The sequence below is a fragment of the Nonomuraea sp. NPDC048881 genome, from assembly GCF_040649795.1.
Classification (GTDB): domain Bacteria; phylum Actinomycetota; class Actinomycetes; order Streptosporangiales; family Streptosporangiaceae; genus Nonomuraea.
Genome location: NZ_JBEZGC010000008.1, coordinates 26,718 through 52,253 on the forward strand (window position 1 = coordinate 26,718; position 25,536 = coordinate 52,253).

The window sequence follows — 25,536 nt, forward strand, 5'->3', positions numbered from 1 at the left end:
TCAACGGCGGGGACTGCGCGGGATCATGGAACGTTCCTGGTCAGGCGGCTGTGCCCTTCTCCGCGGTGGACAGGAAGTCCTGGGCGATGAGGGGCAGGCGGCGGCGTGCGTGCACCACGGCGATGACGCGCCGCACGGCCGGTTCGAGTGAGCGCACTACCAGGCCCGCCCTGGTGGCCTGGTCGGCCATGCCGCGGTACCACAGCAGCGAGGCCTGGCCGGCGCGGACCGCGTTCAGCCAGCCGTTGCGCTCGTCGGTCTCCAGGACGACCACGGGGGTGACGGCGTACTTGCCGAACATGGCGTCGAGCTCCCTGCGCCGCGAGCTGCCGCGGGCGGGCAGCGCCAGGCGCATGCCGTGCAGCTTGCCCATGGGGACCGGGTTGGGCAGGTCGAGCCCGGGCGGGGAGATCAGCACGATCTCCTGGCGTTCGAGCGGGTGGGTGATGAGGTCGGTGGGCACGGGCAGATCGGTGAGCCCGAGGTCGGCCCGCTGATCCCGGATGGCGCTGACGACGCCGTCGCGGCCGTCGCAGCGCACGATGTGCACGCGTACCCCTGGGTGCTCGGCCGCGTAGGCAGGGAGCAGCCGCCCCGCGAGTCCCGGTTCGAGACTCGGGGTGGAGGCGATGCGCAGTTCGGCCTCCGTCACGCCGGCGTGGTTGGCCAGGCCCTCGATCTCGTGCACGGCGTCGAGCGCCTCCCTCGCCAGCTTGACCACGCGGCGGCCCTGGGCGGTGACCACCACGCCGCGGCCGGAGCGGGCGAAGAGCGTCATGCCGAGCTCTCGCTCAAGATCGCGGATCGCGCGGGACAGCGCAGGCTGCGCGATGTAGAGCGACCTGGCCGCGTCGGTCATGGTGCGGTGCTCCGCAGTCGCGACCACATAGCGGAGCTGCTGGAGATTCATGCCAACGAAGCTAGGACACCGCCCTGCTCCGGGACCGGTAGATAGCGGAGATCACCTCGATTGATTTCGGAGCGTGACCGAGTACCGCTACATCCGTGACGGGTGATAAATCAGTATGCTTTTGCCCCAAATTTGGCAAAGATCCTTTGGGGTCTGCCGCAAAGCCGTGCATTGCAGACAAGCGGGTTAACGGGGAGACACGGTGACAGCAAACGGGCAATATCCACCTCCGCCACAAGGGCCCGGGCAGCCCCTGCGGCCCCCTTCGCGGCCCTGGCCGCCGCCGGGCTACCGGCAGCCGCAGCCGCAGGGCGGTCAGCCCTACCCGCAGGCGCCGCCGACCCCGCCCCAGGGCCCTCCTCAGGGTCCGCCGCCCGGCCGTCCCTATCCGCCGCAGCATCCCCAGCCGCAGGGCTATCCGCCGCAGCCGCCGCCCCCGCAGGCCCCCCCTCAGGGTCCTCCGCAGGGCCCCCCGCAGCCTCCGCAGGGTTATCCGCCGCAGGGCCATCCGCCGCGCGGCCCGCAGTATCCGCCGCCGCAGTACGGGCAGCAGTACCAGCCGCCGCCCCCGCCGCCGCCGCCCATGCCGCCCATGCCCACGAGGCAGTGGCCGCAGCAGCCGAGGAAGAAGTCCGGCATGGGGGTCGCCGGCGTCCTCGGGGCCGTGTTCGGGTCGCTGGCGGCGCTGTTCGTGCTGATCGTCATCGGGGCGGCGATGCTGAAGTCGTCCTCGCACCCGGACACGACCACGCCGGTCGCGCTCCCGTCGTACGAGCCGTCGCACACCGACGAGCCCTTCCCCAGCCACGAGCCGACGCACGACACCTCGTCGCAGGAGCCCACCCAGGAACAGACCCAGGAACCGACACAGGAGCCGACCCAGCAGCCGTCGCAGCAGCCCACCGAGCAGCCGACCCAGGAGACGGTGACGCCGCCCAAGCAGGTCACGCTCAACACCAGCCTGAAGAACAACACCCTCTACCGGGCGGGCAGCCTGCCCCGGGTGAACTGCCGGGCCGGGAACACCAACATCTTCAGCCACAGCCAGCTCAAGGCGCTGATCCTGAAGACCGGCCGGTGCATGGACAAGGCGTGGGGGCCGATCCTGCAGCGGCAGGGCATCGCGTTCAGCCCGCCGAACTACGCCGTCGCGGCCGGGCGCGGACGGGGCGCGTGCGGCGACTATCCGTCGGCCGGGAGCATGGTGCCGTACTACTGCCCGCGCAACAACACGATCTACGCCTCCACCTCGGCGATGTCCAGGGGCAACGGCAACGCCCGCGGCTACGGCCAGATCATCTCCTGGCACGGCGGCATCATCAGCATGATGGCCCACGAGTACGGCCACCACGTCCAGAACATCACCGGCGTGATGGACTCCTGGTGGCAGGGCACCGTCAACTCCTCCAGCCAGAGCGGCAAGCTGGCGCTGAGCAGGAAACTGGAGCTCCAGGCCACCTGTCTCGGCGGCATGTGGATGCGTTCGGTCGCCTCGTCCTACCCGGTCCCGTCCTCGCTGCGCTCGCGGCTGTTCTGGTTCTACGCGCAGGTGGGCGACTACCCCGGCTATCCGCGCGACCACGGCACGCCCGCCAACAACAACCGCTGGTTCCGGCAGGGGTGGGAGCGGGACAAGACGTACCAGTGCAACACGTGGCTGGCGCCGTCCTCGACGACCTCCTGAGCGACACGTGGCGTTCATCTCATGTTGAAGAGTTGTCTCTGATGTCCAGGTATGGGGGCTAGAATCCTGGCAATCTTGTGCCCGACATGGGGCGAACGTCATTTTTTTGCCTGGTAGGCGTGTGAAGGAGCCGGTGTGAGCAAGCGCGATCGGGTGGACGCCGTGCCCGGAGGCGCCAAACGGCGGACTCCACGCCCGCGCAAGGGCTCCTCCCCCGCGCCGCGCTTCGCCAAACCCCTGACGACCGCCTCCGTCATCGGCTGGACGGCTCTGTCAGCCCTCGTGCCCGGCGCCGCGCATCTGCGGGCCGGGCGCCGTCGTACCGGGCTGATCATGATCGGCGCGTACGCGGTGCTGCTGCTCGCGGCCCTGGCCTTCGGCCTGACCCGGGATCTGAGCAACGTGACGGGCCTGGCCGAGGACGGCGCCATGGTCACGGTGATCGTCATCGCGGCCGCGTGCGCGCTGGCCTGGTTCGCAGTGATCGCCGTCTCGTACGTGGCGCTGGGCCCCAACAGGCTGAACCAGCAGGGCCAGGTGGTGACCGGGATCGTCGTGGGCGTGCTGTGCGTGGCCGTCATGTCGCCGTTCGCGCTGACGGCCAACTACGTGCTGGCCGGGCGGAACGCCGTCAACGCGATCTTCCCCTCGCACCCGGACCCGGAGAACCCCGTCCAGATCAAGAACCCCGAGGACCCCTGGGACGGCAAGACCCGGGTGAACTTCCTGCTGGTCGGCGGGGACGCCGCGGGCAACCGCGTGGGCGTGCGCACCGACAGCATGACGGTGGCCAGCGTGGACACCAGGACCGGCAACACCGTGCTGTTCAGCCTGCCGCGCAACCTGCAGCACGTGCGCTTCCCGCCGTCCTCGCCGCTGCACAAGCACTTCCCCAACGGCTACATGGCCGAGCTGCCCAACGGCGGCCTGCTCAACGAGGTCTGGCAGTACGCCAACGACAACCCGCAGCTCATGGGCGGCAAGAACCGCGGCCCGCGGGCCCTCATGGACGCCATCGGCTACACCCTGAACCTCAGGATCGACTACTACGCCCTGATCAACATGTACGGCTTCGCCGCCCTGGTGGACGCCATCGGCGGCCTGAAGATCCGGGTGGAGGAGGACGTCAAGTGGGGCGGCCACTTCGGCACCGCGGGCACGATCAAGGCGGGCTACCGCAAGCTGTCGGGCGAGCAGGCCCTGTGGTACGGCCGCTCCCGCGTCAACAGCGACGACTTCTCCCGCATGGGACGCCAGCGCTGCGTGATCGGCGCCTTCGCCCAGCAGGCCACGCCCGGCGTGATCCTGACGAACTTCACCAAGATCGCCGGGGCGGCCAAGCGGCTGGCCCAGACGAACATCCCGCGTCCGCTCGTCGCGCCGCTGGCGGACCTGGCGCTCAAGGTCAAGGACGCCAAGATCACCAGCCTGCAGTTCGTGCCGCCGGACTTCTACTCGGGCAGGCCCGACTGGGTCAAGATCCGCGCGGCCGCGAAGAAGGCGATCGCCGACTCCGACCGCTCCGCCCGCCAGGCCCAGACCGCCAACGTGACCGCGTCCCCGGGCTCCCCGACGGCCACGCCGTCGCGGACCCGCACGCAGGCCCAGGGGGGCACGCCGACCGAGACCCCGACCCGCAACAGCCAGCGGGGCGGCGCGAAGTCCCTGACGGAGCTGTGCGGCCTGTGACCGCCACCCCCGCCGGAGCCGGGCTCCGGCGGGAGCTGCGACGGCGAAGGCCCGCGGCCTCGGGTCACTTCGTCAGGTGCCCGAGGATCCAGTCGGCCAGCGTGCCGGTGACCGTGCCGTGCTCGGAGTTGTCGGAGTCGCACTGGTAGTCGTCCAGCTCGCTGTGCTCCGGCGACAGGGCGGTGATGTCGGTGTAGAGGTCCACGGTCCAGTCCACGGGGTCGTACTGGAGCGCGACGGCGCTCACGGTGGGGACGAAGCAGGCCGACCGGAACCGGCCGGTGATCGGCGCGCCGAACGCGTCGGCGACCATGCCGTAGGAGGGCAGCGTGCCGCCGGGCGCCCCGTCGAAGGCCGCGACGTCGCTGGTGCGGCTGGTGCTGGCCCACAGCGGGACGGCCCGCATGCCGCCCACCCGCTGGCGGGCGCCCCGGTCCGGCTGGGTGCGCACGGTGGCGCCGGCCAGCCCGTCCAGGGCGGTCCACTCGAAGGCCAGTGCGTCGGGCGGGACGTTGCGGCCGGTGCCGTCGGCGGCGCCGTTGGAGACGCCGAGCTTGCGCGGCCTGAGCGGGAACCAGCCAGCGGCGCGCAGGTCCTCGATGAACGCCAGGCGCAGCGGGCTGGCCGTGGCGACCGGCCCGGAGTAGCGCTCGTCCTGGACCCAGCCCCACAGGAGCTGCTGCGCGGCCGGGCTCCTGATCAGCGCGGCCTGGCCGGGCGCGGCCGGCGCCAGGGCCTCGGCGAAGTAGGCGAGCTGTTGCAGGACGAGCGGGATCCAGGCGCCGTTGTGCGGGGAGTCGTAGGACAGGTAGGTCATCGTCTGGTGGTCCTCGCGGCGGCGTTCCATCTCCGCCAGCGCGTACCGGGTGACCAGGCCGCCCGCGCCGAGGCCCCCGACGATCAGCGGCGTGGTGCCGAGCCGCTCGCGGATCGCGCGTCCCACGCACGTCGCCGCGACCCCTGCGTTGGCCTGGATGTGGGTGTGGCGGGCGGCGAAGCCGAGCAGCACGACGTCGATGCCCTGGGCGAGCAGCCGGCTGAGCAGCCGGTCGCCGTGCGGCGGGTACGGCGCGTCGAGCCGTCCCCACAGCCCGGCCAGGTCGCTGGGCCCGTGGCCGAACCCGTCGGCGAAGATCATGGGACGGACGAGCGCGTCGTGGCCCGCGGCGAGATGGACGGCGGCCGTCCCCGCGGCGAGCCGGCCCTGGTAGGGCCAGGCGGAGGTGAGCTCCCACCGCGCGTCGGGCGCGCGGTGCTCCCCGGAGCCGCCGGGGTCGTGCGCGAAGAACACCCCCGTGGGGAGCGCTCCGGCGACCTGTTGCGCGCGTCCGGCGGGCGCGGGCCCGGACTCCTGTGCCTGAATGCGCTCGACGTCGATCCTGGCCGCCCCTGGTGTCGCCATGACTGTCACCTTTTCTCGTGGGTTACCGGATGTGACCCCCGATTCGCGTGCCCGCCTTTCTGAATATCGTTCGATCTTTTTCCGGATTCGATGACGTCTCCAGCTCACCTCGCCCACGGCGACAAATCAACCCGCGCCGCCGACAATTCACCCTGACCACCGGTCAAGGCATTACACAGGACCGCCGCGAGCCATTTCCCTTTGTCACACGAGCGCGGTCTTTCGCGGCATCAGCGCCAGGGCGCCCAGGTAGAGCAGGGCGGCCACGATGAGCAGGCCCTTGTAGCCGATCACCAGCGCCAGGTATTCCAGGCAGCCGCCGACCATCGCGCCGAGCAGGTTCGCGCCGAAGGACGTGGTCGCGTCGGCGGTGTCGGAGAAACGTTTGGCGAAGACCACGTTCGCGGCGAAGATCGGCAGGAACGCCACCGTCACGGCCGCCACGGCGCGCAGCGGCACCGGCAGCGACAACAGCCACGCGTTGGGCACCAGCCAGGCCAGCAGCAGGCCGGCCAGCAGCACGGCGTACATGACGGGCAGCGGCGGGGTGCGGAAACGGCGGGTCACCTCGACGGCGGCGAGCACGGCGACCAGCACCCCGGCGAAGACGATCGCGTTGACCACCCAGGTGGTGCCGAACAGCAGCGCGAAGCCCGTCACGCTCTTGGTCTCCAGCAGCATGAACGCCACCCCGAGCAGGAACAGGTCGGCGTAGGGCTTCATGCGCCCGTAGGGGCCCGCCACCACGCGGACGGCCAGCAGGCTGACGATGAGGATCAGGCCGAGGGTGATGATGTAGATCGGCGGGATCGTCCGGTCCTTCAGGTAGAGGAAGGGGCGGTCGTCGTCGGCGGGGGCCGGGGTACCGGCGGCGGCGCCGGGCCACTGGCTCGCGCAGCGCTGGTCGGCGGCGGTCAGGCCGGCGGTGATGACGGCCTGCTGGCCGGCGGTGCTGACCACGTCGACGCACGGCTTGTGGCCGAAGGCGGTCTGCATGGTCGAGGCCAGCCGGTCGACCAGCCAGCTCTCGCGGTAGTAGTTGTACATCGAGAACGTGCCGCCCGGCCGCAGGTGGTCGCGGGCGGCCCGCATGGCCTCGGCGGTGAACAGGTAGCTCTCCAGGCGCAGCGAGCTGGCCCCGGACACGAGGGTGAGCGAGTCGGGCAGGGCGAACAGGATCAGGTCGTAGCGGTCGCCGCTGCGTTCCAGGAAGGCGCGGCCGTCGGTGATGTGGGTGGTGACGCGCGGGTCGGCGTAGGGCTTGTCGGGGTGCAGGCTGCCGCCCAGCTCGCGCAGCTTGGGGTCGATCTCGACGGCGTCGACGTGCTGAGCGCCCTTGGACAGCGCGATGGCCACGTCGGTGCCGCTGCCCGCGCCGACGATCAGCACGTCCTCGGGCGGCCTGGTGGTGCGCTCGTAGGGCAGCCCGTACTGGCGTTCCCACTGCAGACGGGCGTAGGCGGGCACGGCCTGCTGGTGCGGGATGCCGTTGACGGAGATGTCGGTGACCGGCACGCCGAGCATCTGCATCGCTTTGTAGGTCACCTTGTAGTACGGCGACCACAGAGCCCCGGCCGTCAGCGTCTCCGACAGCAGCAGGCCGGCGACCAGGAGTGAGGGCAGGACCACCAGGCCGAGGTAGAGCGAGCGGGGCCGGGGCACCAGGAGCAGGCCGTAGCACAGGGCCGCGACCACCCCCCAGAACACCGGCGGCGCCGACAGGAACGACAGCGCCGTGAACGCGGCGATGCCGCTGAGGCTGCCGATCAGGTCGTAGCGGTAGGCCTCCAGGCGCGGCAGCTCGGGGAAGCAGCGCCCGACCAGTTCGGCGGGCCCCATGAGCACCGCCGCCGCGGCGATGAAGATCACCGGCAGGATCAGCCAGGCGGGCGGCCCGACGGTGCCCAGGCTCGTCCAGTACAGGACGCCCTCGGTGTTGCGGTCGACCGTCACCGGGAAGGCCAGCACGAGCGCCACCAGGACGAGCAGGACGACCGGCGAGTAATAGGGCTGGCGGCGCGAGCGCCCCACGCGCAGAAATCCGAGCCCGATTCCAAGAAAAGAACCGAGCAGGACAAAATTGGTGAAATAGCTCAGATGAACGATGTTCGAGCCTGTCCATCTGATGAGCGCCAGTTCGAGGAAGAGCATGAAGGCACTGGCGAGGACGAGCCTCGGCCGGACCGGCAGCCAGTGTTGTCTTTCCCCGTCGGAAACCGGCGTCTGCGCCTGGAGCGTCATGATGCATCACCGTAGTGAACAGACCGAAGACAAGGAAGCCTGACGCTCCGGAAACAATTATGGTCCGCTTCGCCACTTATGCGGTGTTTTCGCAGGTCACAACCACCGTAAGGGGGTGGACGCGCCTTGACGGATGCAGGAATGTTGGGTCGTTCGTTTGCCTCCATTACGTTCGGTGGTGACTCATGCGGGTCCTGATCCAGCTCCGTCCCTCCCCCGATCTGGTCGCGGCCGTCGCCGATCCCGGCCAGACCGCCACCACGGCCGACGTCGCCGACGGCCTGCCCGGCGTCGAACTCGACACGGCCTTCACACCGGTCGCCGTGCCGAGGCCGGTCCCCGCGGCCGGCGGCGATCCCCTCTCCCTCCACCAGCCCCTCGACTTCTCGCTGGCCCCCGAGGACGCCTCCGTGCTGGTCCGCGGCACGATCTCCGACGACGAGCTGACCTCGCGGGTCACGCTGCTGCCCACGCTGCGCCCCGACGTCGTCGGGGTGTTCGCCGACCCGGTGATCGAGTCCAGCCTGACCTGCGGCGGCGATCCGCCGGTGGGCGACTGGCACGACGTCGAACGCCTGCTCAACGTGGCCGGGCTGCACGCCGAGGGGCTCGACGGCGCCGGGGTGGCGCTGGCCGTCCTGGACACCGGCGTCAACGCCGCGCACGTGGCCCGCCGGCTCGGCCGCGGCGTCACGCTGGACGCCGAGCGGAGCTGGAACCCCTCCGGCGTCACCGGTCGGGCCGGCCAGTTCGAGGTCGACCACGGCACGATGTGCGCCTTCGACGCGCTCATCGCCGCGCCGCAGGCGTCCCTGATCGACGTGCCGCTGCTGCGGTCGGCCCGGCCGGGCGGCTCGGCGCTCGACGGCCTGCTGTCGGACGCGGTGGCCGCCTTCACCCATCTGCGCACGGTGCTGGAGGCCCAGCCCGCGGCGTCCAGGTCGCTGGTGGTGAGCAACTCCTGGGGGTCGTTCTCCCCCGAGTGGGACTTCCCCGTCGGGCATCCGGGCAACTACTCCGACAACGCCGCCCACCCGTTCAACCTGCTCGTGGCCAGTCTCGACCGGGCGGGCGCGGACGTGCTGTTCGCGGCGGGCAACTGCGGCAGGCAGTGCCCCGACGGCCGGTGCGCCTTCCCCAACCGGCCCATCGGGGGCGCCAACTCCCATCCCAAGGCGTTGTCGATCGGCGGGGTCGACGTCAACGGCGAGCGGGTGGGCTACTCCTCGCAGGGGCCGGGGCGGCTGACCGCGCGCAAGCCCGACGTGTGCGCGTACACGCACTTCTCGGGGTCGCGGGCGTTCGGCGACGGCGAGCCGGACACGGGCACCTCGGCGGCGACGCCGGTGGCCGCCGGGCTGGTGGCCGCGGTGCGCACCCGGTGGCCGGCCGCCACGCTGTCGCCGGCGCAGCTGCGGGCGCTGCTGCGGCGCACCGCCGAGGACCGCAGCGAGGTGGGCTTCGACTACGACTACGGCTACGGGACGGTCGATCCGGCGGGCATCCTGCCCGCGCTGCACCGGCGGGCCAAGGCCGCGGCCTGAGCGCGGCCCTGTCCACTCCCCTGGGCACGGGTGGGCGGGCCGTCCCGGAGCGGCCCGCTCACGCGGTCTCGCGGTTGAACACGCGGGCCCCGACGGTCAGGCCGACCACGGCGAGCCCCGCCGTGACGGCCACGCCGAGCCCGACCGTGCCGGTGGCGTAGTGGCCGGCGAACAGGTCGCGCAGCGCCTCCAGGACGTACCTGAAGGGGCTGAGGCGCGACAGCGCGTCCAGCCAGCCGGGCGCCATCGACATCGGCAGGAACGCGCCCGACAGCAGCACCAGCGGGATGACCGCCGTCGACATCACCGGCGCGAACAGCTGCTCGCCGATGGTCAGCGCGACGGCGTACGACAGGGCGGCCAGGCTCGCCCCCAGCACCACGACCAGCACGAACCCGGCCGCGAGCCCGGCCACCGGCACCCGCATCCCGAAGGCGAACCCGGCGGCCAGCACCATCGTCGTCTGGACGGCCATCGTCACGACGTTGTCGAGCACCCGTCCGAGCAGCAGGGCCAGGCGGCTGGCCGGGGTGACGCGCAGCCGTTCCAGCACGCCGAAGCGCTTGTCGAAGACCACCCCGAACCCGGCCAGCCCCATGCTCATCAGGCCGAGCTGGACGATCAGCCCCGGCACCAGCACCTCCCAGGTGCCGAACGTGGCGAAGATCGGCCCGAACAGCACCAGGAACAGCAGCGGCTGGACGGCGCCGAAGACGATGCCGAGCTTCTGGCGCAGGGTGGCGCGCAGGGAGTGGCGGAACAGCACCCAGGTGTCGCGCAGCATCAGACCCCCGCCTCCTCGCGCAGCGACCGGCCGGTGATGTCGAGGAACGCCTCGTCGAGGGTGCGTCCCGCCTTGAGCTCGGCCGGGGTGCCCGCGGCGGCGATCCGGCCGTCGTCGATGATCAGCAGCCGGTCGCAGAGCGCGTCGGCCTCGTCCAGGTAGTGAGTGGTCAGGAAGATCGTCACGCCGTGCTCCTCGCGCAGGGAGCGGACGTGCTCCCACAGGTTGGCGCGGCTCTGGGGGTCCAGGCCGGTGGTCGGCTCGTCCAGGAAGAGCAGACGGGGGTCGTGCAGCAGGGCGAAGGCGATGTCGAAGCGGCGTCGCTGCCCGCCCGACAGCGCGGCGCCCACGCGCCCCTCCAGACCGGACAGGCCGAGCCGGGCCAGCACCTCGCGGTACCGGGTCCTGGCCTCGGCCCTGGTCAGGCCGTACAGCATGCCCTGGAGCTCCAGTTGCTCGGCGAGCGGGGCCATGACGTTGACGCCGCCGCCCTGCGAGACGTAGCCGATGCGGCGGCGCACCTCACGCGGGTCGCCCAGCAGGTCGCGGCCCGCCACGGTGGCGGTGCCCGAGGTGGGGCGGAGCAGGGTCGTCAGCATGCGCATGGTCGTGGTCTTGCCGGCGCCGTTGGGCCCGAGGAAGCCGACGATCTCGCCGGCCGCCACCGAGATGTCGACGCCTTTGACGGCCTCCACGCCGCCTTCGAAGGTCTTGGTCAGACCTGTGGTTCTCAACATGTGATCGCCTCCAAAATTAGAGTAGCCATAATTTTGGAGTCACTGCAAGTTCGGTATCATGGCGGCATGGAAGAGGGGCTGCGGGAGCGCAAGAAGCGGGAGACCAGGCAGCGCATCGCGGACGTGGCGATGGGCCTGTTCATGACGCGCGGGTTCGACCCCGTGACGGTGGCCGAGATCGCCCGCACCGCGGACGTGTCCGTCAACACGGTGTTCAACTACTTCCCGACCAAGGAAGACCTGTTCGCCGACCGGCAGGAGCTGGTGACCGACCTGCCGCAGCAGGTGGTGCACGGGCGGCGGCCCGGCGAGAGCGTGGCACGGGCCTTCCGGCGCGACTTCCTGGAGGCCCTCGACTCACGCCACTGGCGCTACGGCCTCAACGAGGGCGGCGACGTGTTCGCCCGCATCGTCAACGGCAGCCCGTCACTGGTGGCCAAGCTGCGCGAGCTGCACGTCGCGCGGGAGCGGGCGCTGGCCCGGGCCCTGGCCGACGAGCTCGACGCCGACCCCGACGACCTGACCCCGCAGATGGTGGCCACCCAGATCCTCGGCACGACCAGGATCCTCGGCACTCACGCGGTGACCCGGATGCTGGCCGGCGAGAGCTGGGAGACGATCGCGCCCGACCTGCGGGCCCAGGCCACGGCGGCCTTCGACCTGCTGGAGTCGGGCATCGGCGACTACTGCGTGCGGCCCTCAGTTGGAGAAGACGGCCGACAGGATGCCGGCCCCGAGCCCGAGGACCATGAACACGGCCCCGAGGATTAGCAGGATCGTGGCGATCATGCCGCAGATGCGGCCGGCCTGCACCGCGCCGCGGTTGTCGTAGGCGTAGCCGCTGGCGTCGATCTCCTTGAGCGCCTTGTTGCCCATCGACCAGGCGAACGGGCCGAGGATGCCGCAGACCACCAGGCTGAGGATGCCGAGCACGAGGATCGTGGTGCCGTTGGGGTGGCTCTGGGGCGGCGGCCCGTAATAGGACGGACCGTAGTTCGGATACGACATGCCCCTTGCGCCCCCTTGCCCCTGTGACTGTCAGGTGCGATTTATACCACAGGCACCTCCTTGATCATGTTGCTGCATCATGGAACGGCACATGACCGATCTTTAGGAGCTTGCCCCCGTGCGTGAACGCGTCCGCGCCTTCCTCGCCGACCGGCGTTTCCAGCGCTTCGTCGTCGGCGTCATCCTGGTCAACGCGGCCACCCTCGGCCTGGAGACCGTTCCCGCCGTCGTCGGGGAGTTCGGCCACCTGCTGGTCGTGATCGACCACGCCGCCCTCTACATCTTCGTGGCCGAGCTGCTGGCCAAGGTCTACGTCGAGCGTTCGGCGTTCGTGCGCGACCCGTGGAACCTGTTCGACACCCTGATCGTGGGCATCGCCCTGGTCCCGGCGACCGGCGGGCTGTCGGTCCTGCGCTCGCTGCGCATCCTGCGGGCCCTGCGGCTGCTGTCGGTGGTGCCGAGCCTTCGCCGGGTGGTCTCGGCGCTGCTGCGCGCCCTGCCCGGGATGAGCTCGATCGTGCTGCTGCTCTCCCTGGTCCTGTACGTCGCCGCCGTCATGGCCACCAAGCTGTACGGCGGCGACTCCCCCGAGCGCTTCGGCAGCCTGCCGACCTCGCTGTTCACCCTCTACCAGACGATGACCGGGGACGACTGGGGCAACATCGCCCGCGAGGTGATGGGCGCCCACCCCACGGCCTGGATCTTCTTCACCATCTTCATCCTGGTCTGCACGTTCGTCGTGCTGAACCTGTTCATGGCGGTCGTGGTCAGCGCCATGGACGAGGAGTCGGCCGAGGAGCGCGCCGCGCTGGAGCAGGACAACACCCTGCACACCCAGCGCATCCTGGAGGAGCTGACCGCCCTGCGCCGCGAGGTCGCCGAGCTACGCCGGCAGGACGTCGCCGGCTGAGCGCACCTGGTCAGAATGCTCGGAGCCGGTCCGGCCGGGCCGGTAGACCAGCCGCCACAGGGCCACGGCCAGCAGCAGCGTGACCGAGACGTACCCGGGGACGAGCCCCGACAGCGCGGCGACCCCCAGCGGCGCGAGGGCGGTGGGCACCGCCCACCCCCAGATCCAGCGCCATCCGGCGCGCAGGGCCACGCCGAGCACGGCCGAGGCGGCGAAGTACAGCGCCAGCCCGCCGCCCAGCACCCAGCCGGCGCCGTGGTGCAGGGACTGCGCCGGCTGGGCGGCGACGACGCCGAGCCCGGCCGCCGTGGCCGTCACCCCGGCGGTCATGGCGAAGTGCGCGGGCAGCGCGACGTACGGCGGCAGGCCGCGCTCGGCGGCCCCCGGCACGGTGGTCAGGCCGTACTGGAAGGTCAGCCACCACAGGGCGACGATCAGCCCGAATCCGGCCGCGGCGGCGACGGCGAGCTCCGGCCCCCACGAGTGGCCCGAGGCCGAGACGACGACCTGCATGACCCCCTCGCCCAGCACGATGATCACGAACAGGCCGAGCCGCTCCCCCAGGTGGGCCGGGTCGAGCACGGCGGCGGCGGGCCTGGGCAGCGGGCGGGCCGGGCGGCCGGCCCTGACCCGGCGCTCCTCGCGCTCGGCCAGCCGGTGCGCCTGACCGCGCATCTCGGCCAGGAAACGCTCGGGCCGGCGGCTGTTGACGACGGAGAAGACCACGTCGAGCAGGATGCCGAGGGCCCACAGGCCGTAGCGCGTCGAGCCGTCCGCCCAGATGGAGGCGACCCAGGGGAAGAGCCCGGCGCCGAGCTGGGCCGCCGGCCAGGCCGTCATGACCGTGCCGGCGTGCTGGATCGATCGGGAGGCGCTGATCCGGCAGACGATGTACGCCGCGATGAACCACCCGTCGTGCGTGCCGGCCGCCTTGTCGATCTCGTGGGCCACGTCGGGCGCGGCGGCGGCCATCACCGCGATGCCGAACATGCCGACCAGCATGCTGGGCACCCGCGTCTTGCCGGCCCGGACGTTGGAGTAGAGCGTCAAGGACGTCCAGACGCTCCACACCGCGTAGTAGAGCACCACGAACAGGACGACGTTCGTCCAGGTCGGATGCTGGAGCCGATGGGCGAGCTGGGCGACCGCCACGACGACGACCAGGTCGAAGAACAGCTCAAGCCAGCTCGCGTGGCGCTCTCCCGCTTCAGTCACGGCTAACGAGAATAGAACTCCACCACGAGCTGCTCGTCCACGGGGACCGCGATCTGCTCGCGCTCGGGCCGGTGCAGGAGGGTGACGCGCAGCTCGGCGTGGTCGACCGACAGGTAGGGCGCGACGCGCTCGTCGGCGTGCACGCCCTCGGCGGCGGCCACGAAGGGCTGCATCCGGCGCGAGCGCTCCCGCACGGTGATGACCTGGCCGGGTTTGACCAGGTAGCTGGGGATGTCCACCTTGCGGCCGTCCACGGCGATGTGGCCGTGGTTGACGTACTGGCGGGCGGCGTAGATCGACGGGGCCAGGCCGGCCCGCAGCACCAGGGAGGCCAGGCGGGTCTCCAGGATGGCGACCAGCTCGGCGCCCGAGGCGCCCGGCTTGCGCACCGCCAGGTCCCAGTAGCGGCGCAGCTGCCGCTCCGACACGTCGTAGTACCAGCGCAGCTTCTGCTTCTCCATCAGCCGCAGCCCGTAGTCGCCGGTGGTGCGGCGGTTGGTCTTGCGGCCGTGCTCGCCCGGCGGGTAGGGGCGCTGCTCGAAGTAGCGGACGGCTTTCCTGGTCAGCGGGACGCCCGCGCGACGCGACAGTCGCACCTTCGGGCCGGTGTAGCGCACGTTCACCTCGATGTGGTTAGGTAATCCTTACTTAGGTAAGGCTAACCTACCAGTGGATGTGATCTCAATGTTGCCCCTCGCCGAGCGGATCCGTACTCTCGCCTCGACCTCGACCCTGGCCAAGCTCACGGTGGACGGCGCCTGTTCCCCCGCCCGGGGCGGCGTGGACGAGAGCGGCCGCCCGGTGCTGCTGGTCCGGCCCGGCGAACCGCTGCACGGGTTGCGCGAGGACGCCGTGGTCGCGGTGAACCTGACGGCCATGCGGCAGCTCGGCGCGGTGACACACCCGCGGGCGATGATCGAGGTGCACGGATGGGCGGAGGCCGTGCCGGAGTCGCAGGCCCGCTCCGCGGCGGTGGCGGTGGCCGCGCACAGCGCCGACGAGGGCCTGTTCGACGCCCTGGAGCGGTACGGCCGTCCCGACGCCCCGCGCCTGCTGCGCCTGGACGTGGCCCAGGTCGTCTACCTGACCGGCCAGGAGTCCGGCCTGCTGGACGCCGACGACTACCTCGGCGCGGCCCCCGACCCGCTCACCGAGACGGCCGAACGGGTGATCGCGCACGTCAACGACTCCCACCGGCCGCAGCTCACCGCGGGCGTGGCCAGGCAGCTCGGCGAGGAGCCCGGCGAGGTGTGGTTGTGGGAGCTCGACCGGTACGGCGCCACCGTGCGCGTGGACGAGTCGCTGGTGCGCTTCCCGTGGCCGGTCCCCGCCCGGTCCGGGCTGTGCCTGGAGACGGCGCTGCGCGGGCTGCTGTGCGGCTGTTGATCACGATTGACGCTGAATTTCCCCGCTGGACGTCCGCCACGGGCCGACCCATGCCCGCACGTCACTACCATCGGGGTACGTGAGCGGAACCCATCGATCGACGACGCGGACCGCCTCCTCCCCGGCGGAGGGGGGCGCGCGGCGCGGGCGGGCGCTGATGGCCGCCGGGGTGCTGCTCGGCACGCTCATGCTGGCCGGAGCGGGGGCGCTGATGGGCGACGCGTTCAGCTCGCCCGGCCTCGACCCGGTGCACTGGCCGCACGACGCGAGCCGGACCTCCGGCGAGCCGGGGCCCGTCGCCGTGGGTTCGGAACGGGCCACGGCCACCCCCCTCACCCCCACCGCCACCGCCACGACCCGGCCCACCAGGGTCCGCACGGGGCCCGCCGTGACCGGTTCCACGCCTGAGGGCGTCCGGCCCGAGGGCGGGCGGGGGACGCGCAAGCCGCGCTCGACCACGTCCGGCGCCGTCCCCGGCGCCACCCCCGGCGCCGTCGTCACCTCCCCCGGCAGGACCCCGGCCCCCTCGCCGTCCTCGTCGCCCTCGCAGGGCTCTCGTCCCAGCCCGGCGCCGACGCCGTCCTGGAGCGCCGGTCCGGTGACGACTCCGCCGTCGCATCCGCACGGCACCCCGCCGGGCCGCCACCCGTCCAGGACCCACAAGCCCGGGAGATGACCATCCGTCGCCGGTGTGCGACGGGTGCCGACGGCGGTGTGCGGGCGGTTCAGCCGGCGTCGTGCGTCATGCCGCGCAGCAGGTAGCCGAGGCCCGTGGCGAAGGTGGCGTCCCAGTCGTGGCCGAGACCGTGCTGGGCCAGCGCCGGGTAGCTGGCGGCCCGCTCGCGCAGGAACGCGTCGGTGTCGAGCCGGTCGCGGCGCTGCCAGGTGACCTGCATGATGACCGAGCCCATGACGTAGTTGGACAGGCTGTAGGCGGCCTGCGGGCCGTCCAGGCCGGCCCCGGACAGGGTGCGGTAGAGGAACTCGGTGCGCTCCAGGGCGTGGGGGCCCATGAGCGGGCGGTCGAGGATGGTGGCCGACCAGGGGTGGCGCAGCAGGGCGGCGCGCCAGCCGTCCATGAGGTCGCGCGCGGCGGCCCGCCAGTCGTCGTGCCCGCCGGGGAGGGGCACCTCGCCGAAGACGGCGTCGAGCGCCAGGTCCAGGACGTCCTCCTTGGTCCGGACGTGCCAGTAGAGGGTGGTCGAGCCCGTGTCGAGGCGTTCGGCCAGGCGGCGCATGGTCAACCCGGCCACGCCCTCCTCGTCGAGCAGCGCGACGGCCTCGGTGACGATCCGGTCGAGCGTCAGCCTCGGCTTGGCGTCCTTGCGGGGGCGAACCCAAACGTTGTCCATCCGACGGATAATACGGTGTACGCGAACCGGATCGATGGTCTAGTAATGGAACATGGGTCATATCGAGGTGAGCGGCTTGACGTACCTGCTGCCGGACGGGCGTCCGCTGCTGCTGGAGGCGTCGTTCAAGGTGGGCGACGGCGCCAAGGCGGCGCTGGTCGGCCCCAACGGCGCGGGCAAGACGACGCTGCTCCGGCTGATCGCGGGCGACCTGCGGCCCGACGACGGGCGCGTCACCACCGGCGGCGGCGTCGGGGTGATGCGGCAGTTCCTCGGCACCGGCAGCGTGCGCGACCTGCTGCTGGGCGTCGCGCCCGCGCGGGTCCGGGCGGCCGCCGCCGAGCTGGCCCGCGCCGAGGCCGCGATCGGGCTGCGCGACGACGAGCCCCGGCAGCTCGCCTACGCCCAGGCCGTCGCCGACTACGCCGACGCGGGCGGCTACGAGCTGGAGGTGGTGTGGGACGCGTGCGCGACCGAGGCGCTCGGGCTGCCGTACGAGCAGGTCGCCGGCCGGAGCCTGGCCACGCTGTCCGGCGGCGAGCAGAAGCGGCTCATGCTGGCGGCGCTGCTGCGCGGCCCCGACGAGATCCTGCTGCTCGACGAGCCGGACAACTACCTCGACGTGCCGGCCAAGCAGTGGCTGGAGCGGGCGGTCCGGAGCTCGGCCAAGACCGTGCTGCTGGTCTCGCACGACCGGCGGCTGCTGGCCGAGGCGGCCGACCGCATCGTCACCGTCGAGGGCCGCGAGGTGTGGGTGCACGGCGGCGGCTTCGCCGGTTACGCCGAGGCCCGCAGGCGGCGTGGCGAGCGCCTGGAGGAGCGGCGGCGGCGCTGGGAGGACGAGCGGGCCCGGCTGCGCCGGCTGGTGCACGTGCTGCGGCAGCGGTCGGCGAACAACGACGCGCTGGCGGGGGCCTACCGGTCGGCGGTGTCCCGGCTGGAGCGCTTCGAGCGGGCGGGGCCACCGAGCCGGCCGCCGAAGGAGCAGAACGTACGGATGCGGCTGCGCGGCGGGCGTACCGGGAAACGGGCCGTGACGTGCGAGAACCTGGAGCTGACCGGGCTGGTGCGGCCGTTCTCGGCCGAGGTGGCCTACGGCGAGCGGGTCGGCGTGCTCGGCCTGAACGGCACCGGCAAGAGCCACTTCCTGCGCCTGCTGGCCGGCGAGCCCGTCGCGCACACCGGCGTGGCCCGGCTGGGCGCCCGCGTCGTCCCCGGCCACTTCGCGCAGACCCACCTGCGGCCCGACCTGCACGGACGGCCCATCGGCGAGCTGGTGACGGAGACGTTCGCGCTGACCAGGAACGACGCCATGGCCGCGCTGGCCCGCTACGAGCTGGCGCCGGCCGGCGGGCAGCGGTTCGAGACGTTGTCCGGCGGCCAGCAGGCGCGGCTGCAGATCCTGCTGCTGGAGCTGTCGGGGGCGACGCTGCTGCTGCTCGACGAGCCGACCGACAATCTCGACCTGGCCAGCGCGCAGGCGTTGCAGGAGGGCCTGAACGGCTTCGCGGGAACGGTGCTGGCGGTCACGCACGACCGCTGGTTCGCCGACGACCTGGACCGCCACCTGATCTTCGGCGCGGACGGCGTGGTGCGGGAGAGCCCCGAACCTCGCTGGGACCTCTAGCCGGCGCCGGCCAGGCCGCGCTCGCGGCGCAGCGTCGAGACGGTCATCGTTTCGTCGACCGCCTCGGGCGAGAGCACGTGGTCGAGCACCATCACCGCGCAGCCGCTGATGCCCGCGCCCGCGCCGAGCCGGCTCGGCTCGATGCGCAGCCGCCGGGTGGCCAGGGCGGTGGAGCGGCGGTAGACGACCTCGCGGATGCTCGACACCAGCGGGCCGAACGCCTCGGCCATGTCGCCGCCGAGCACCACGACCGAGGGGTTGAGGATGTTGACCGCCCCGGCCAGCACCTCGCCGATGCGGCGGCCGGCCGTGCGCACGATGGCCATCGTCTCGGCGTCGCCCGCGCGCACCAGCGCGGTCACGTCGGCGATGGTGCCGACGTCCTTGCCCGCCTCGCGCAGGTCGCGCAGCAGCGCGGTGCCGCTGGCGACGGAGTCGACGCAGTCGGTGTTGCCGCAGCGGCACAACACGCCGCCGCCGTCGAGCACGGGGATGTGGCCGATCTCGCCGGCCGCGCCGAGCGCGCCGCGCAGGATCTCGCCGCCGGCGATCACGCCCGCGCCGATGCGGGTGGAGACCTTCACGAACATCAGGTCGCCGAGGTCGGGGTAGGCGCCGCGGTGCTCGCCGATGGCCAGCACGTTGACGTCGTTGTCGACGAGCACCGGCACGGGGAACCGCTCGCGGATGATCGGCGGGATGACCACGCCGGTCCAGGAGGCCATCACCCGGGCGCTCTCGGTGCGGCCCTGGGCGAACTCGACGGTGGCTGGCACGCCCATGCCGACGCCCCTGACGCAGGAGCCGGGGCGGTCGCCGAGCAGCTCGTCCCAGGTGTCCATGAGCAGCGGGAGCACGACGTCGGGGCCCTGCTCGACGTCGATGAAGAAGTCGCGGCCGGCCAGCTCGCGCCCGGCCAGGTCGCAGATCGCGACCCGGGTGCGGCTCGCGCCCAGCGCGGCGACCAGGACGACGCCGCCCCCGGCGTTGAACTCCAGCCGGACCGGCGGCCGCCCGCCGGTCGAGGGGGCGTCGGTGCGCTCGACGACCAGGCCGCGGTCGAGCAGCTCGCCGACGCGCAGTTGCACCGCCGGGCGCGACAGACCGGTCACGCGGCCGAGGTCGGCGCGCGTGACGGCCTCACCCGTGCGGATGAGGCGGAGCACCTCGCCACTCGTGGCGAGGGTCGCGGCGGTACGTCGAGGCATCGGCCAAGTGAATCACATGGGCTTCGGTAATGAAAAGTGAAGACTTTTTCATCTCAGACACCAAAACCCTGCTTGTGCACGACCCAAACTCTCGTTAGTGTCCGTTCTGTCCTTGCTTGGTAGATCAACGGAGCTTCGCCTTGTCCCCCCTCTCGACCGCCAGCCCCGCTCATACCGCCGATCTCGTCGTCTTCGGCGGCACCGGCGACCTGTCCATGCGCAAGCTGATCCCGGCGCTCTACCACAGCGACAGGGACGGCCGGCTGTCCCCCGAGACCCGCGTCATCGCCATGTCCCGGGGCGGGCTGACCGATGCCGACTTCCGCGGCAAGGTGGACGCCGAGGTACGCGACCAGGTCCCCGTGGACGACCCCGCCGTCTGGCAGCGCTTCCTGGGCCGCCTGCACCACGTCTCGGTGGACGTCGGCGGCGAGGACAAGTCGGGCTGGGGCGCGCTGACCAGGCTGCTGGCCGGTCACGAGCAGCGCGACCGGGTGTTCTACCTGGCCAGCCCGCCGATGACGTTCGGCCCCTTCTGCCGCGAGCTGGAGGAGGCCGGCCTGGTCACCCCGCTGTCGCGGGTGGTGCTGGAGAAGCCGCTCGGCCGCGACCTGCCCAGCGCCCAGCGGATCAACGACGAGGTCGGCGCCATCTTCGACGAGCGCCAGATCTTCCGCATCGACCACTATCTGGGCAAGGAGACGGTGCAGAACCTGCTGGTGCTGCGCTTCGCCAACGCCTTCCTGGAGCCGATCTGGAACTCGTTGTGGATCGACCACGTCCAGATCACCGCCGCCGAGACCGTCGGCACGCCGGGACGGCGCGGCTACTACGACCACGCGGGCGCGCTGCGCGACATGGTGCAGAACCACCTGCTCCAGCTGCTCACGCTGACCGCGATGGAGCCGCCGTCGCGCAACGACCGCGAGTCCATCCGGGACGAGAAGGTCAAGGTGCTGCAGTCGCTGCGGCCGATCGTGGGGACCGAGGTGGACCGGTTCACCGTGCGCGGCCAGTACACCGAGGCCGGCGGCATGCCGTCCTACCTGGACGAGCCCGCCTCCACGCCGACGACCGAGGCCTCGCGGCGGGTGGAGACGTTCACCGCGATCCGGGCCGAGATCAAGAACTGGCGCTGGGCGGGGGTGCCGTTCTACCTGCGGACCGGCAAGCGCATGCCGTACCGGCGGTCGGAGATCGTGGTGCAGTTCAAGGACGTGCCGCACTCCATCTTCCCCGGCGGCACGCCGAACCGCCTGGTGCTGCGGCTGCAGCCCGAGGAGGGCATCGAGCTGCACATCATGGCCAAGGAGCCGGGCGCGGGCGAGGTGACGCTGAAGCCGGTGCCGCTGTCGCTCAGCTTCGGCAAGACGTTCACCGCCCGGGTGCCGGAGGCCTACGAGCGGCTGCTGACCGACGTGCTGGCGGGCAACCCGACGCTGTTCATGCGGCGTGACGAGGTGGAGGCGGCCTGGCGCTGGATCGATCCGATCCTGGCGGCCTGGGAGTCCTCCGCCGACCTGCCCGAGCCCTACCCCGCAGGAACCACCGGCCCCGCCGGGGCCCACGAACTGCTCGGCCGCAGCGGTCGCGCCTGGCACGAGGAGGAAGACCTGTGAATTCCGTCATCCAGGAGATCACCGATCGGATCGCCGAGCGCAGCGCGGCCAGCCGTACCGCCTACCTGGCGCGGATCCGGCGCGACGGCGAGGCGGCGCGGGCCAAGGGCCCGGCGCGCGCCCACCTGGGCTGCGCGAACCTGGCGCACGGCTTCGCCGCCGCCTCCGACGAGGACAAGCTGATCTTGCGCGGTGCCGGGAGCGCCGCAAAGCCCGGCGTGGCGATCGTCACCAGCTACAACGACATGCTCTCCGCTCACCAGCCGTACGAGACCTACCCGCCCGAGCTGAAGGCGGCGGTGCGCAGGGCGGGCGGCGTGGCGCAGGTCGCCGGCGGCGTGCCCGCGATGTGCGACGGCATCACGCAGGGCCGCGCCGGCATGGAGCTGTCCCTCTACAGCCGCGACGTGATCGCCATGGCGGCCGCCATCGCGCTGTCGCACGACATGTTCGACTCGTCGCTGCTGCTGGGCGTCTGCGACAAGATCGTGCCTGGCCTGTTCATCGGTGCGCTGCACTTCGGGCACCTGCCGGCGATCTTCGTGCCGGCCGGGCCGATGACCTCCGGCCTGCCGAACAAGGTCAAGGCGCGCACCCGCCAGCTCTTCGCCGAGGGCAAGGTCGGACGGGTGGAGCTGCTGGACGCCGAGGCCAAGTCCTACCACTCCCCCGGCACCTGCACCTTCTACGGCACCGCCAACTCCAACCAGGCGCTGATGGAGGTCATGGGCCTGCACCTGCCCGGCTCGACGTTCGTCAACCCGCACACCGAGCTGCGGCACGCCCTGACCGAGGCGGCCGGCCGCCGCGCGGTGGAGATCACCGCCCACGGCCCGGAGTACACGCCGATCGGCGAGCTGGTGGACGAGAAGTCGATCGTGAACGCCTGCGTGGCGCTGCTGGCCACCGGCGGCTCCACCAACCACACGCTGCACCTGGTCGCCATGGCCGCCGCCGCGGGCATCGTGCTGACCTGGGACGACCTGGCCTGCCTGTCGCGCGTCGTGCCGTCGCTGACCAAGATCTACCCCAACGGCCAGGCGGACGTGAACCACTTCCGCGACGCCGGCGGCATGCAGGTGCTCATCGGCGACCTGCTGGACGAGGGCCTGCTCCACGGCGACGTGCTGACCGTCGCCGGCCCCGGCCTCGACCGCTACCGCGAGGCGCCCTCGCTGGTGGACGGCGAGCTGGTCTGGGAGCCGGTCACGGGCGGCAGCAAGGACCGCGACGTGCTGCGCCCGGTCGCCGAGCCGTTCTCGGCCGACGGCGGGATCCACATGGTCGAGGGCAACCTCGGCCGGGCCGTCAGCAAGGTGTCGGCGGTCAAGCCCGAGCACCTGGTGATCGAGGCCCCGGCCAAGGTGTTCGACGACCAGCTCGACCTGCTGCGCGCCTTCGAGGCCGGCGAGCTGGACGGGCAGGACTTCGTGGCCGTCATCCGCTACCAGGGCCCCAGCGCCAACGGCATGCCCGAGCTGCACAAGCTCACGCCGCCGATGGCGGTGCTGCTCGACCGCGGGCAGCGGGTGGCGATCGTCACCGACGGCCGCATGTCGGGCGCGTCGGGCAAGGTTCCCGCGGCCATCCACCTGTCGCCCGAGGCCGCCGACGGCGGGCCGATCGCGATCGTCCGCGAGGGCGACGTGATCAGGCTCGACTCGGCCGCCGGGACGCTGGAGCTGCTGGTGCCCGCCGAGGAGCTGGCCCGGCGCACGCCCGAGGGCCGGCCGCTGAGCGACGCGGAGTGGGTCGGCACGGGACGCGAGCTGTTCGCCACGTTCCGCCGCATGGCCGGGCACGCCGAGCAGGGCGCCGGGATCTTCGGGGTGAGCGGCGCCGAGTCGCCGCACCACGGCCCCGGGCTGGGCTTCCCCGCCGAGGCGGGCGCCTCGCACCTGGAGAGCGGCGCGCCCGTGGGCACGCGGGCCGCCGGGCTGGGCCGGTGAGCGTCCGTGGCATCCTTCCGGTGACGACGGCGTGCGATCTCGGCCCCGTCGTCGTGGGCATCGGAGGCGTGAGCATCGGAGGTGTGGGATGAGTGCCTTTGACCTTCCCTGGCTGGTCGCCGACATCGGGGGGACCAACGCCCGGTTCGGCCTGGTCACCTCGCCGCAGGCCCGGCCGTCGAACGTCGCGGTGCTGGCCGGCTCCGCCTACCCCACGCTGCCCGACGCCGTCGACGCCTATCTCGCCGAGCACGCGGGCGGGGCGCGGCCGGGTGCGGCGTGCCTGGCGCTGGCCGGGCCGATCGACGGCGACCGCTACCGGCTGACCAACTCGGCGTGGGCCGGGTCCGTACGCGACCTGGGCATCCCGTACGCGGTGCTGCTCAACGACTTCGAGGCCCTGGCCGTGTCGCTGCCCCACCTGGAGGGCCCCGACCTGGTGTCCCTGGGCGGCCCCGAGCCCTCCCACGGCGTCAAGGCCGTGCTGGGCCCCGGGACCGGGCTCGGCGTCGGCGGGCTCGTGCCCACGGACCGGGGCTGGACGCCCGTCCCGGGCGAGGGCGGGCACGTCACGGTGCCGGTGATCGACCGGCGCGAGCTGGAGATCGTCCGGGTGCTGCAGGCCGAGGGGCTGCCGCACGTCGTGGCCGAGCACCTGCTGTCCGGCCCCGGCCTGGTACGCCTGCACCGGGCGCTGGCCAAGGTCAACGGCGTGACCGCGCCCGACCTGAACGCCTCCGACATCGTGGCCCGGCTCGACGACTCGCTCTGCGCGGAGACCGTCGAGGTGTTCTGCGAGATGCTGGGCAGCTTCGCCGGGAACGTGGCGCTCACCCTGGGCGCCAGAGGTGGGGTCTACCTGGGCGGCGGAGTGCTGCCCCGTATCGTGGAACGGGTGCGGACCAGCGGTTTCCGTGCCCGGTTCGTCGGCAACCCCGACATGCCCGGATACCTGGAGGCGATCGCCACCACGCTGATCGTCGCGCCCCAGCCGGCGCTCACCGGCGCGGCCGCCTGGCTGCGCGCGCGGGCCACCACCGAACTCGTGGGCTGAGGCCCACCCTGATCACCACTAGACGGCCGTGACCCCGGCCGATGAGGAGAAGACTCTGATGAGCTTGCTCGACCTCGCCCCCGTGATCCCCGTCGTGGTGATCGACGACGTGGCGACCGCCGTGCCGATGGCCGAGGCTCTCGTGGCGGGCGGGCTGCCCGTCATCGAGGTGACGCTGCGCACGCCGGCCGCGCTCGGAGCGATCGAGCGGATCGCCGCTGAGGTGCCGGGGGCCACGGTCGGCGCGGGCACGATCCGCACCACCGCCGACATCTCGGCGGCCGTGGCGGCCGGTTCCCGGTTCCTGGTCTCGCCGGGCACGACGTTGTCGCTGGTGGAGGCCCTGGAGTCCAGCGGCGTGCCGTACCTGCCGGGCGCGGCGACCGTCTCGGAGGTGATGGCGCTGGCCGAGCGCGGCATCAAGGAGCTGAAGTTCTTCCCGGCCGAGGCGGCGGGCGGCGTCGCGTACCTGAAGTCGCTGGCCGGGCCGCTGCCGGACGTGCGTTTCTGCCCGACCGGCGGGATCCGGGCCGAGAGCGCCGCCGACTACCTGCGGCTGCCGAACGTGGGCTGCGTGGGCGGCAGCTGGCTCACCCCCGCCGACGCGCTGGCCGCAGGCGACTGGGCCCGCGTGGAGAAGCTCGCCGCCGCCGCAGCGGCACTGCCCCGGTAGCTTCCAAGACCGCCACGGCGGCCCTGTGCTTTCCTGCGCTCGTTCCCGGGCGACGGGCCTTGGCGTCGCCGCGCCTTCTCTCACTCGGGAACGGGCGCGCGCGTGTTGCGGCCCCCGTGGTCGGTGATCGCGTGTTGCGGCCCTTCTGGACGGGTGATCGCGTGCGGCGGTCCTCGTGGACGGCGACCGCGTGCGGGCACGCGTCGCCCTGGGCGGTGACGCTCCACCCGTACCGGCAGTACGCGCACTCCTCGACGCCTTCCACGCAGGTGCGGCGGGCGATCTCAGCGCCTCCGGCCGACCGCGTCCAGCAGGCGTCGCAGCCGGGGCGGCGTCGCCACAGAATGCCCCGCCTTCCCGCCGCCCCGCCTTCCCGCCGCCCCGCCTTCCCGCCGCCCCGCTGCACGTAGGCGCTGCACACTGCCGGGCGCTCGCACCGGCGGTCCGTCCCGCCGATGCACCGGGAGCACAGGCACGCGTCAACGACGGCGCGCGGCCGGTGGGCGCATATGCCGCAACTCTGGATCTTTCTCCCAAAACTCCC

General features: G+C 72.2%; 22 protein-coding genes. 12 read left to right on the forward strand and 10 right to left on the reverse strand.

Annotated features, from left to right (window positions below; translation table 11 throughout):
- Positions 1-40 precede the first annotated feature (40 nt).
- Complete coding sequence (locus AB0C33_RS27345) at positions 41-910, reverse strand: LysR family transcriptional regulator (protein WP_358292844.1); 870 nt, start codon at positions 908-910, stop codon at positions 41-43.
- A 592-nt stretch (positions 911-1,502) separates the two neighbouring features.
- On the opposite strand from AB0C33_RS27345, the gene AB0C33_RS27350 reads away from it, so the two are divergent.
- Together AB0C33_RS27350 and AB0C33_RS27355 are read left to right on the forward strand one after the other, a co-directional pair.
- Positions 1,503-2,594 carry a neutral zinc metallopeptidase gene (locus tag AB0C33_RS27350; RefSeq protein WP_358292847.1) on the forward strand — a complete coding sequence of 364 codons (1,092 nt, stop codon included), beginning with the start codon at positions 1,503-1,505 and terminating at the stop codon, positions 2,592-2,594.
- A 135-nt stretch (positions 2,595-2,729) separates the two neighbouring features.
- On the forward strand, positions 2,730-4,283 hold the full coding sequence (locus AB0C33_RS27355; protein ID WP_358292850.1) for an LCP family protein: 1,554 nt from the start codon (positions 2,730-2,732) through the stop codon (positions 4,281-4,283).
- Positions 4,284-4,347: 64 nt separating this feature from the next.
- On the opposite strand, the gene AB0C33_RS27360 is transcribed toward AB0C33_RS27355, so the two are convergent.
- Both AB0C33_RS27360 and AB0C33_RS27365 read right to left on the reverse strand, forming a co-directional pair.
- Complete coding sequence (locus AB0C33_RS27360) at positions 4,348-5,685, reverse strand: hypothetical protein (RefSeq protein WP_358292852.1); 1,338 nt, start codon at positions 5,683-5,685, stop codon at positions 4,348-4,350.
- 204 nt (positions 5,686-5,889) lie between these two features.
- Positions 5,890-7,926 (reverse strand): spermidine synthase, encoded by a 2,037-nt coding sequence (locus AB0C33_RS27365; protein WP_358292855.1) that lies wholly within the window; start codon positions 7,924-7,926, stop codon positions 5,890-5,892.
- A gap of 185 nt (positions 7,927-8,111) precedes the next feature.
- Between AB0C33_RS27365 and AB0C33_RS27370 the strand changes: the two genes are divergently transcribed.
- On the forward strand, positions 8,112-9,470 hold the full coding sequence (locus AB0C33_RS27370; protein ID WP_358292858.1) for a S8 family serine peptidase: 1,359 nt from the start codon (positions 8,112-8,114) through the stop codon (positions 9,468-9,470).
- A gap of 58 nt (positions 9,471-9,528) precedes the next feature.
- On the opposite strand, the gene AB0C33_RS27375 is transcribed toward AB0C33_RS27370, so the two are convergent.
- Together AB0C33_RS27375 and AB0C33_RS27380 are read right to left on the reverse strand one after the other, a co-directional pair.
- Positions 9,529-10,254: an ABC transporter permease gene (locus tag AB0C33_RS27375; RefSeq protein WP_358292861.1), complete on the reverse strand. Its 726-nt coding sequence runs from the start codon at positions 10,252-10,254 to the stop codon at positions 9,529-9,531.
- Positions 10,254-10,991, reverse strand: a complete 738-nt coding sequence (locus AB0C33_RS27380) for an ATP-binding cassette domain-containing protein (RefSeq protein ID WP_358292864.1) — start codon at positions 10,989-10,991, stop codon at positions 10,254-10,256. The genes AB0C33_RS27375 and AB0C33_RS27380 overlap by 1 nt, the downstream gene beginning before the upstream one ends.
- 66 nt (positions 10,992-11,057) lie before the next feature.
- Between AB0C33_RS27380 and AB0C33_RS27385 the strand changes: the two genes are divergently transcribed.
- Positions 11,058-11,762, forward strand: a complete 705-nt coding sequence (locus tag AB0C33_RS27385; RefSeq protein WP_358292867.1) for a TetR family transcriptional regulator — start codon at positions 11,058-11,060, stop codon at positions 11,760-11,762.
- Here AB0C33_RS27385 and AB0C33_RS27390 read toward each other — a convergent pair.
- Positions 11,691-11,999, reverse strand: a complete 309-nt coding sequence (locus AB0C33_RS27390; protein WP_358292870.1) for a DUF4190 domain-containing protein — start codon at positions 11,997-11,999, stop codon at positions 11,691-11,693. The genes AB0C33_RS27385 and AB0C33_RS27390 overlap by 72 nt on opposite strands.
- Before the next feature lie 118 nt (positions 12,000-12,117).
- On the opposite strand from AB0C33_RS27390, the gene AB0C33_RS27395 reads away from it, so the two are divergent.
- Positions 12,118-12,909 carry an ion transporter gene (locus AB0C33_RS27395; protein WP_358292872.1) on the forward strand — a complete coding sequence of 264 codons (792 nt, stop codon included), beginning with the start codon at positions 12,118-12,120 and terminating at the stop codon, positions 12,907-12,909.
- On the opposite strand, the gene AB0C33_RS27400 is transcribed toward AB0C33_RS27395, so the two are convergent.
- Both AB0C33_RS27400 and rpsD read right to left on the reverse strand, forming a co-directional pair.
- A complete protein-coding gene (locus AB0C33_RS27400) occupies positions 12,883-14,124 on the reverse strand; it encodes a low temperature requirement protein A (RefSeq protein WP_358292874.1) in 1,242 nt (413 codons plus the stop codon). The two genes, AB0C33_RS27395 and AB0C33_RS27400, sit on opposite strands and share 27 nt — an antisense overlap.
- 2 nt (positions 14,125-14,126) lie before the next feature.
- Complete coding sequence (gene rpsD / locus AB0C33_RS27405) at positions 14,127-14,741, reverse strand: 30S ribosomal protein S4 (RefSeq protein WP_358293658.1); 615 nt, start codon at positions 14,739-14,741, stop codon at positions 14,127-14,129.
- A gap of 67 nt (positions 14,742-14,808) precedes the next feature.
- Here rpsD and AB0C33_RS27410 point away from each other — a divergent pair, with 67 nt between their 5' ends.
- Together AB0C33_RS27410 and AB0C33_RS27415 are read left to right on the forward strand one after the other, a co-directional pair.
- Complete coding sequence (locus AB0C33_RS27410) at positions 14,809-15,510, forward strand: DUF2470 domain-containing protein (RefSeq protein ID WP_358292877.1); 702 nt, start codon at positions 14,809-14,811, stop codon at positions 15,508-15,510.
- A 79-nt stretch (positions 15,511-15,589) separates the two neighbouring features.
- Positions 15,590-16,186 carry a hypothetical protein gene (locus tag AB0C33_RS27415; protein ID WP_358292880.1) on the forward strand — a complete coding sequence of 199 codons (597 nt, stop codon included), beginning with the start codon at positions 15,590-15,592 and terminating at the stop codon, positions 16,184-16,186.
- Between the two features lie 49 nt (positions 16,187-16,235).
- Here AB0C33_RS27415 and AB0C33_RS27420 read toward each other — a convergent pair whose 3' ends face one another.
- Positions 16,236-16,862 (reverse strand): TetR/AcrR family transcriptional regulator C-terminal domain-containing protein, encoded by a 627-nt coding sequence (locus tag AB0C33_RS27420; RefSeq protein ID WP_358292883.1) that lies wholly within the window; start codon positions 16,860-16,862, stop codon positions 16,236-16,238.
- A gap of 52 nt (positions 16,863-16,914) precedes the next feature.
- Here AB0C33_RS27420 and AB0C33_RS27425 point away from each other — a divergent pair, with 52 nt between their 5' ends.
- Positions 16,915-18,489: an ATP-binding cassette domain-containing protein gene (locus AB0C33_RS27425; protein ID WP_358292885.1), complete on the forward strand. Its 1,575-nt coding sequence runs from the start codon at positions 16,915-16,917 to the stop codon at positions 18,487-18,489.
- Here AB0C33_RS27425 and AB0C33_RS27430 read toward each other — a convergent pair.
- On the reverse strand, positions 18,486-19,697 hold the full coding sequence (locus tag AB0C33_RS27430; RefSeq protein WP_358292888.1) for an ROK family transcriptional regulator: 1,212 nt from the start codon (positions 19,695-19,697) through the stop codon (positions 18,486-18,488). The two genes, AB0C33_RS27425 and AB0C33_RS27430, sit on opposite strands and share 4 nt — an antisense overlap.
- 140 nt (positions 19,698-19,837) lie before the next feature.
- On the opposite strand from AB0C33_RS27430, the gene zwf reads away from it, so the two are divergent.
- The 4 genes from zwf to eda all read left to right on the forward strand — a co-directional run bounded on the left by zwf (position 19,838) and on the right by eda (position 24,992).
- The gene (gene zwf, locus AB0C33_RS27435) at positions 19,838-21,316 is read left to right on the forward strand and encodes a glucose-6-phosphate dehydrogenase (protein WP_358009482.1); all 1,479 of its coding nucleotides are present in this window, start codon (positions 19,838-19,840) and stop codon (positions 21,314-21,316) included.
- Entirely contained in the window at positions 21,313-23,265 is a 1,953-nt protein-coding gene (gene edd, locus AB0C33_RS27440; protein ID WP_358292891.1) for a phosphogluconate dehydratase, read from the forward strand. The genes zwf and edd overlap by 4 nt, the downstream gene beginning before the upstream one ends.
- 88 nt (positions 23,266-23,353) lie before the next feature.
- Positions 23,354-24,319, forward strand: a complete 966-nt coding sequence (gene glk / locus AB0C33_RS27445; protein WP_358292894.1) for a glucokinase — start codon at positions 23,354-23,356, stop codon at positions 24,317-24,319.
- Positions 24,320-24,377: 58 nt separating this feature from the next.
- Positions 24,378-24,992 carry a bifunctional 4-hydroxy-2-oxoglutarate aldolase/2-dehydro-3-deoxy-phosphogluconate aldolase gene (gene eda, locus AB0C33_RS27450; protein ID WP_352351613.1) on the forward strand — a complete coding sequence of 205 codons (615 nt, stop codon included), beginning with the start codon at positions 24,378-24,380 and terminating at the stop codon, positions 24,990-24,992.
- Positions 24,993-25,536: the final 544 nt, after the last annotated feature.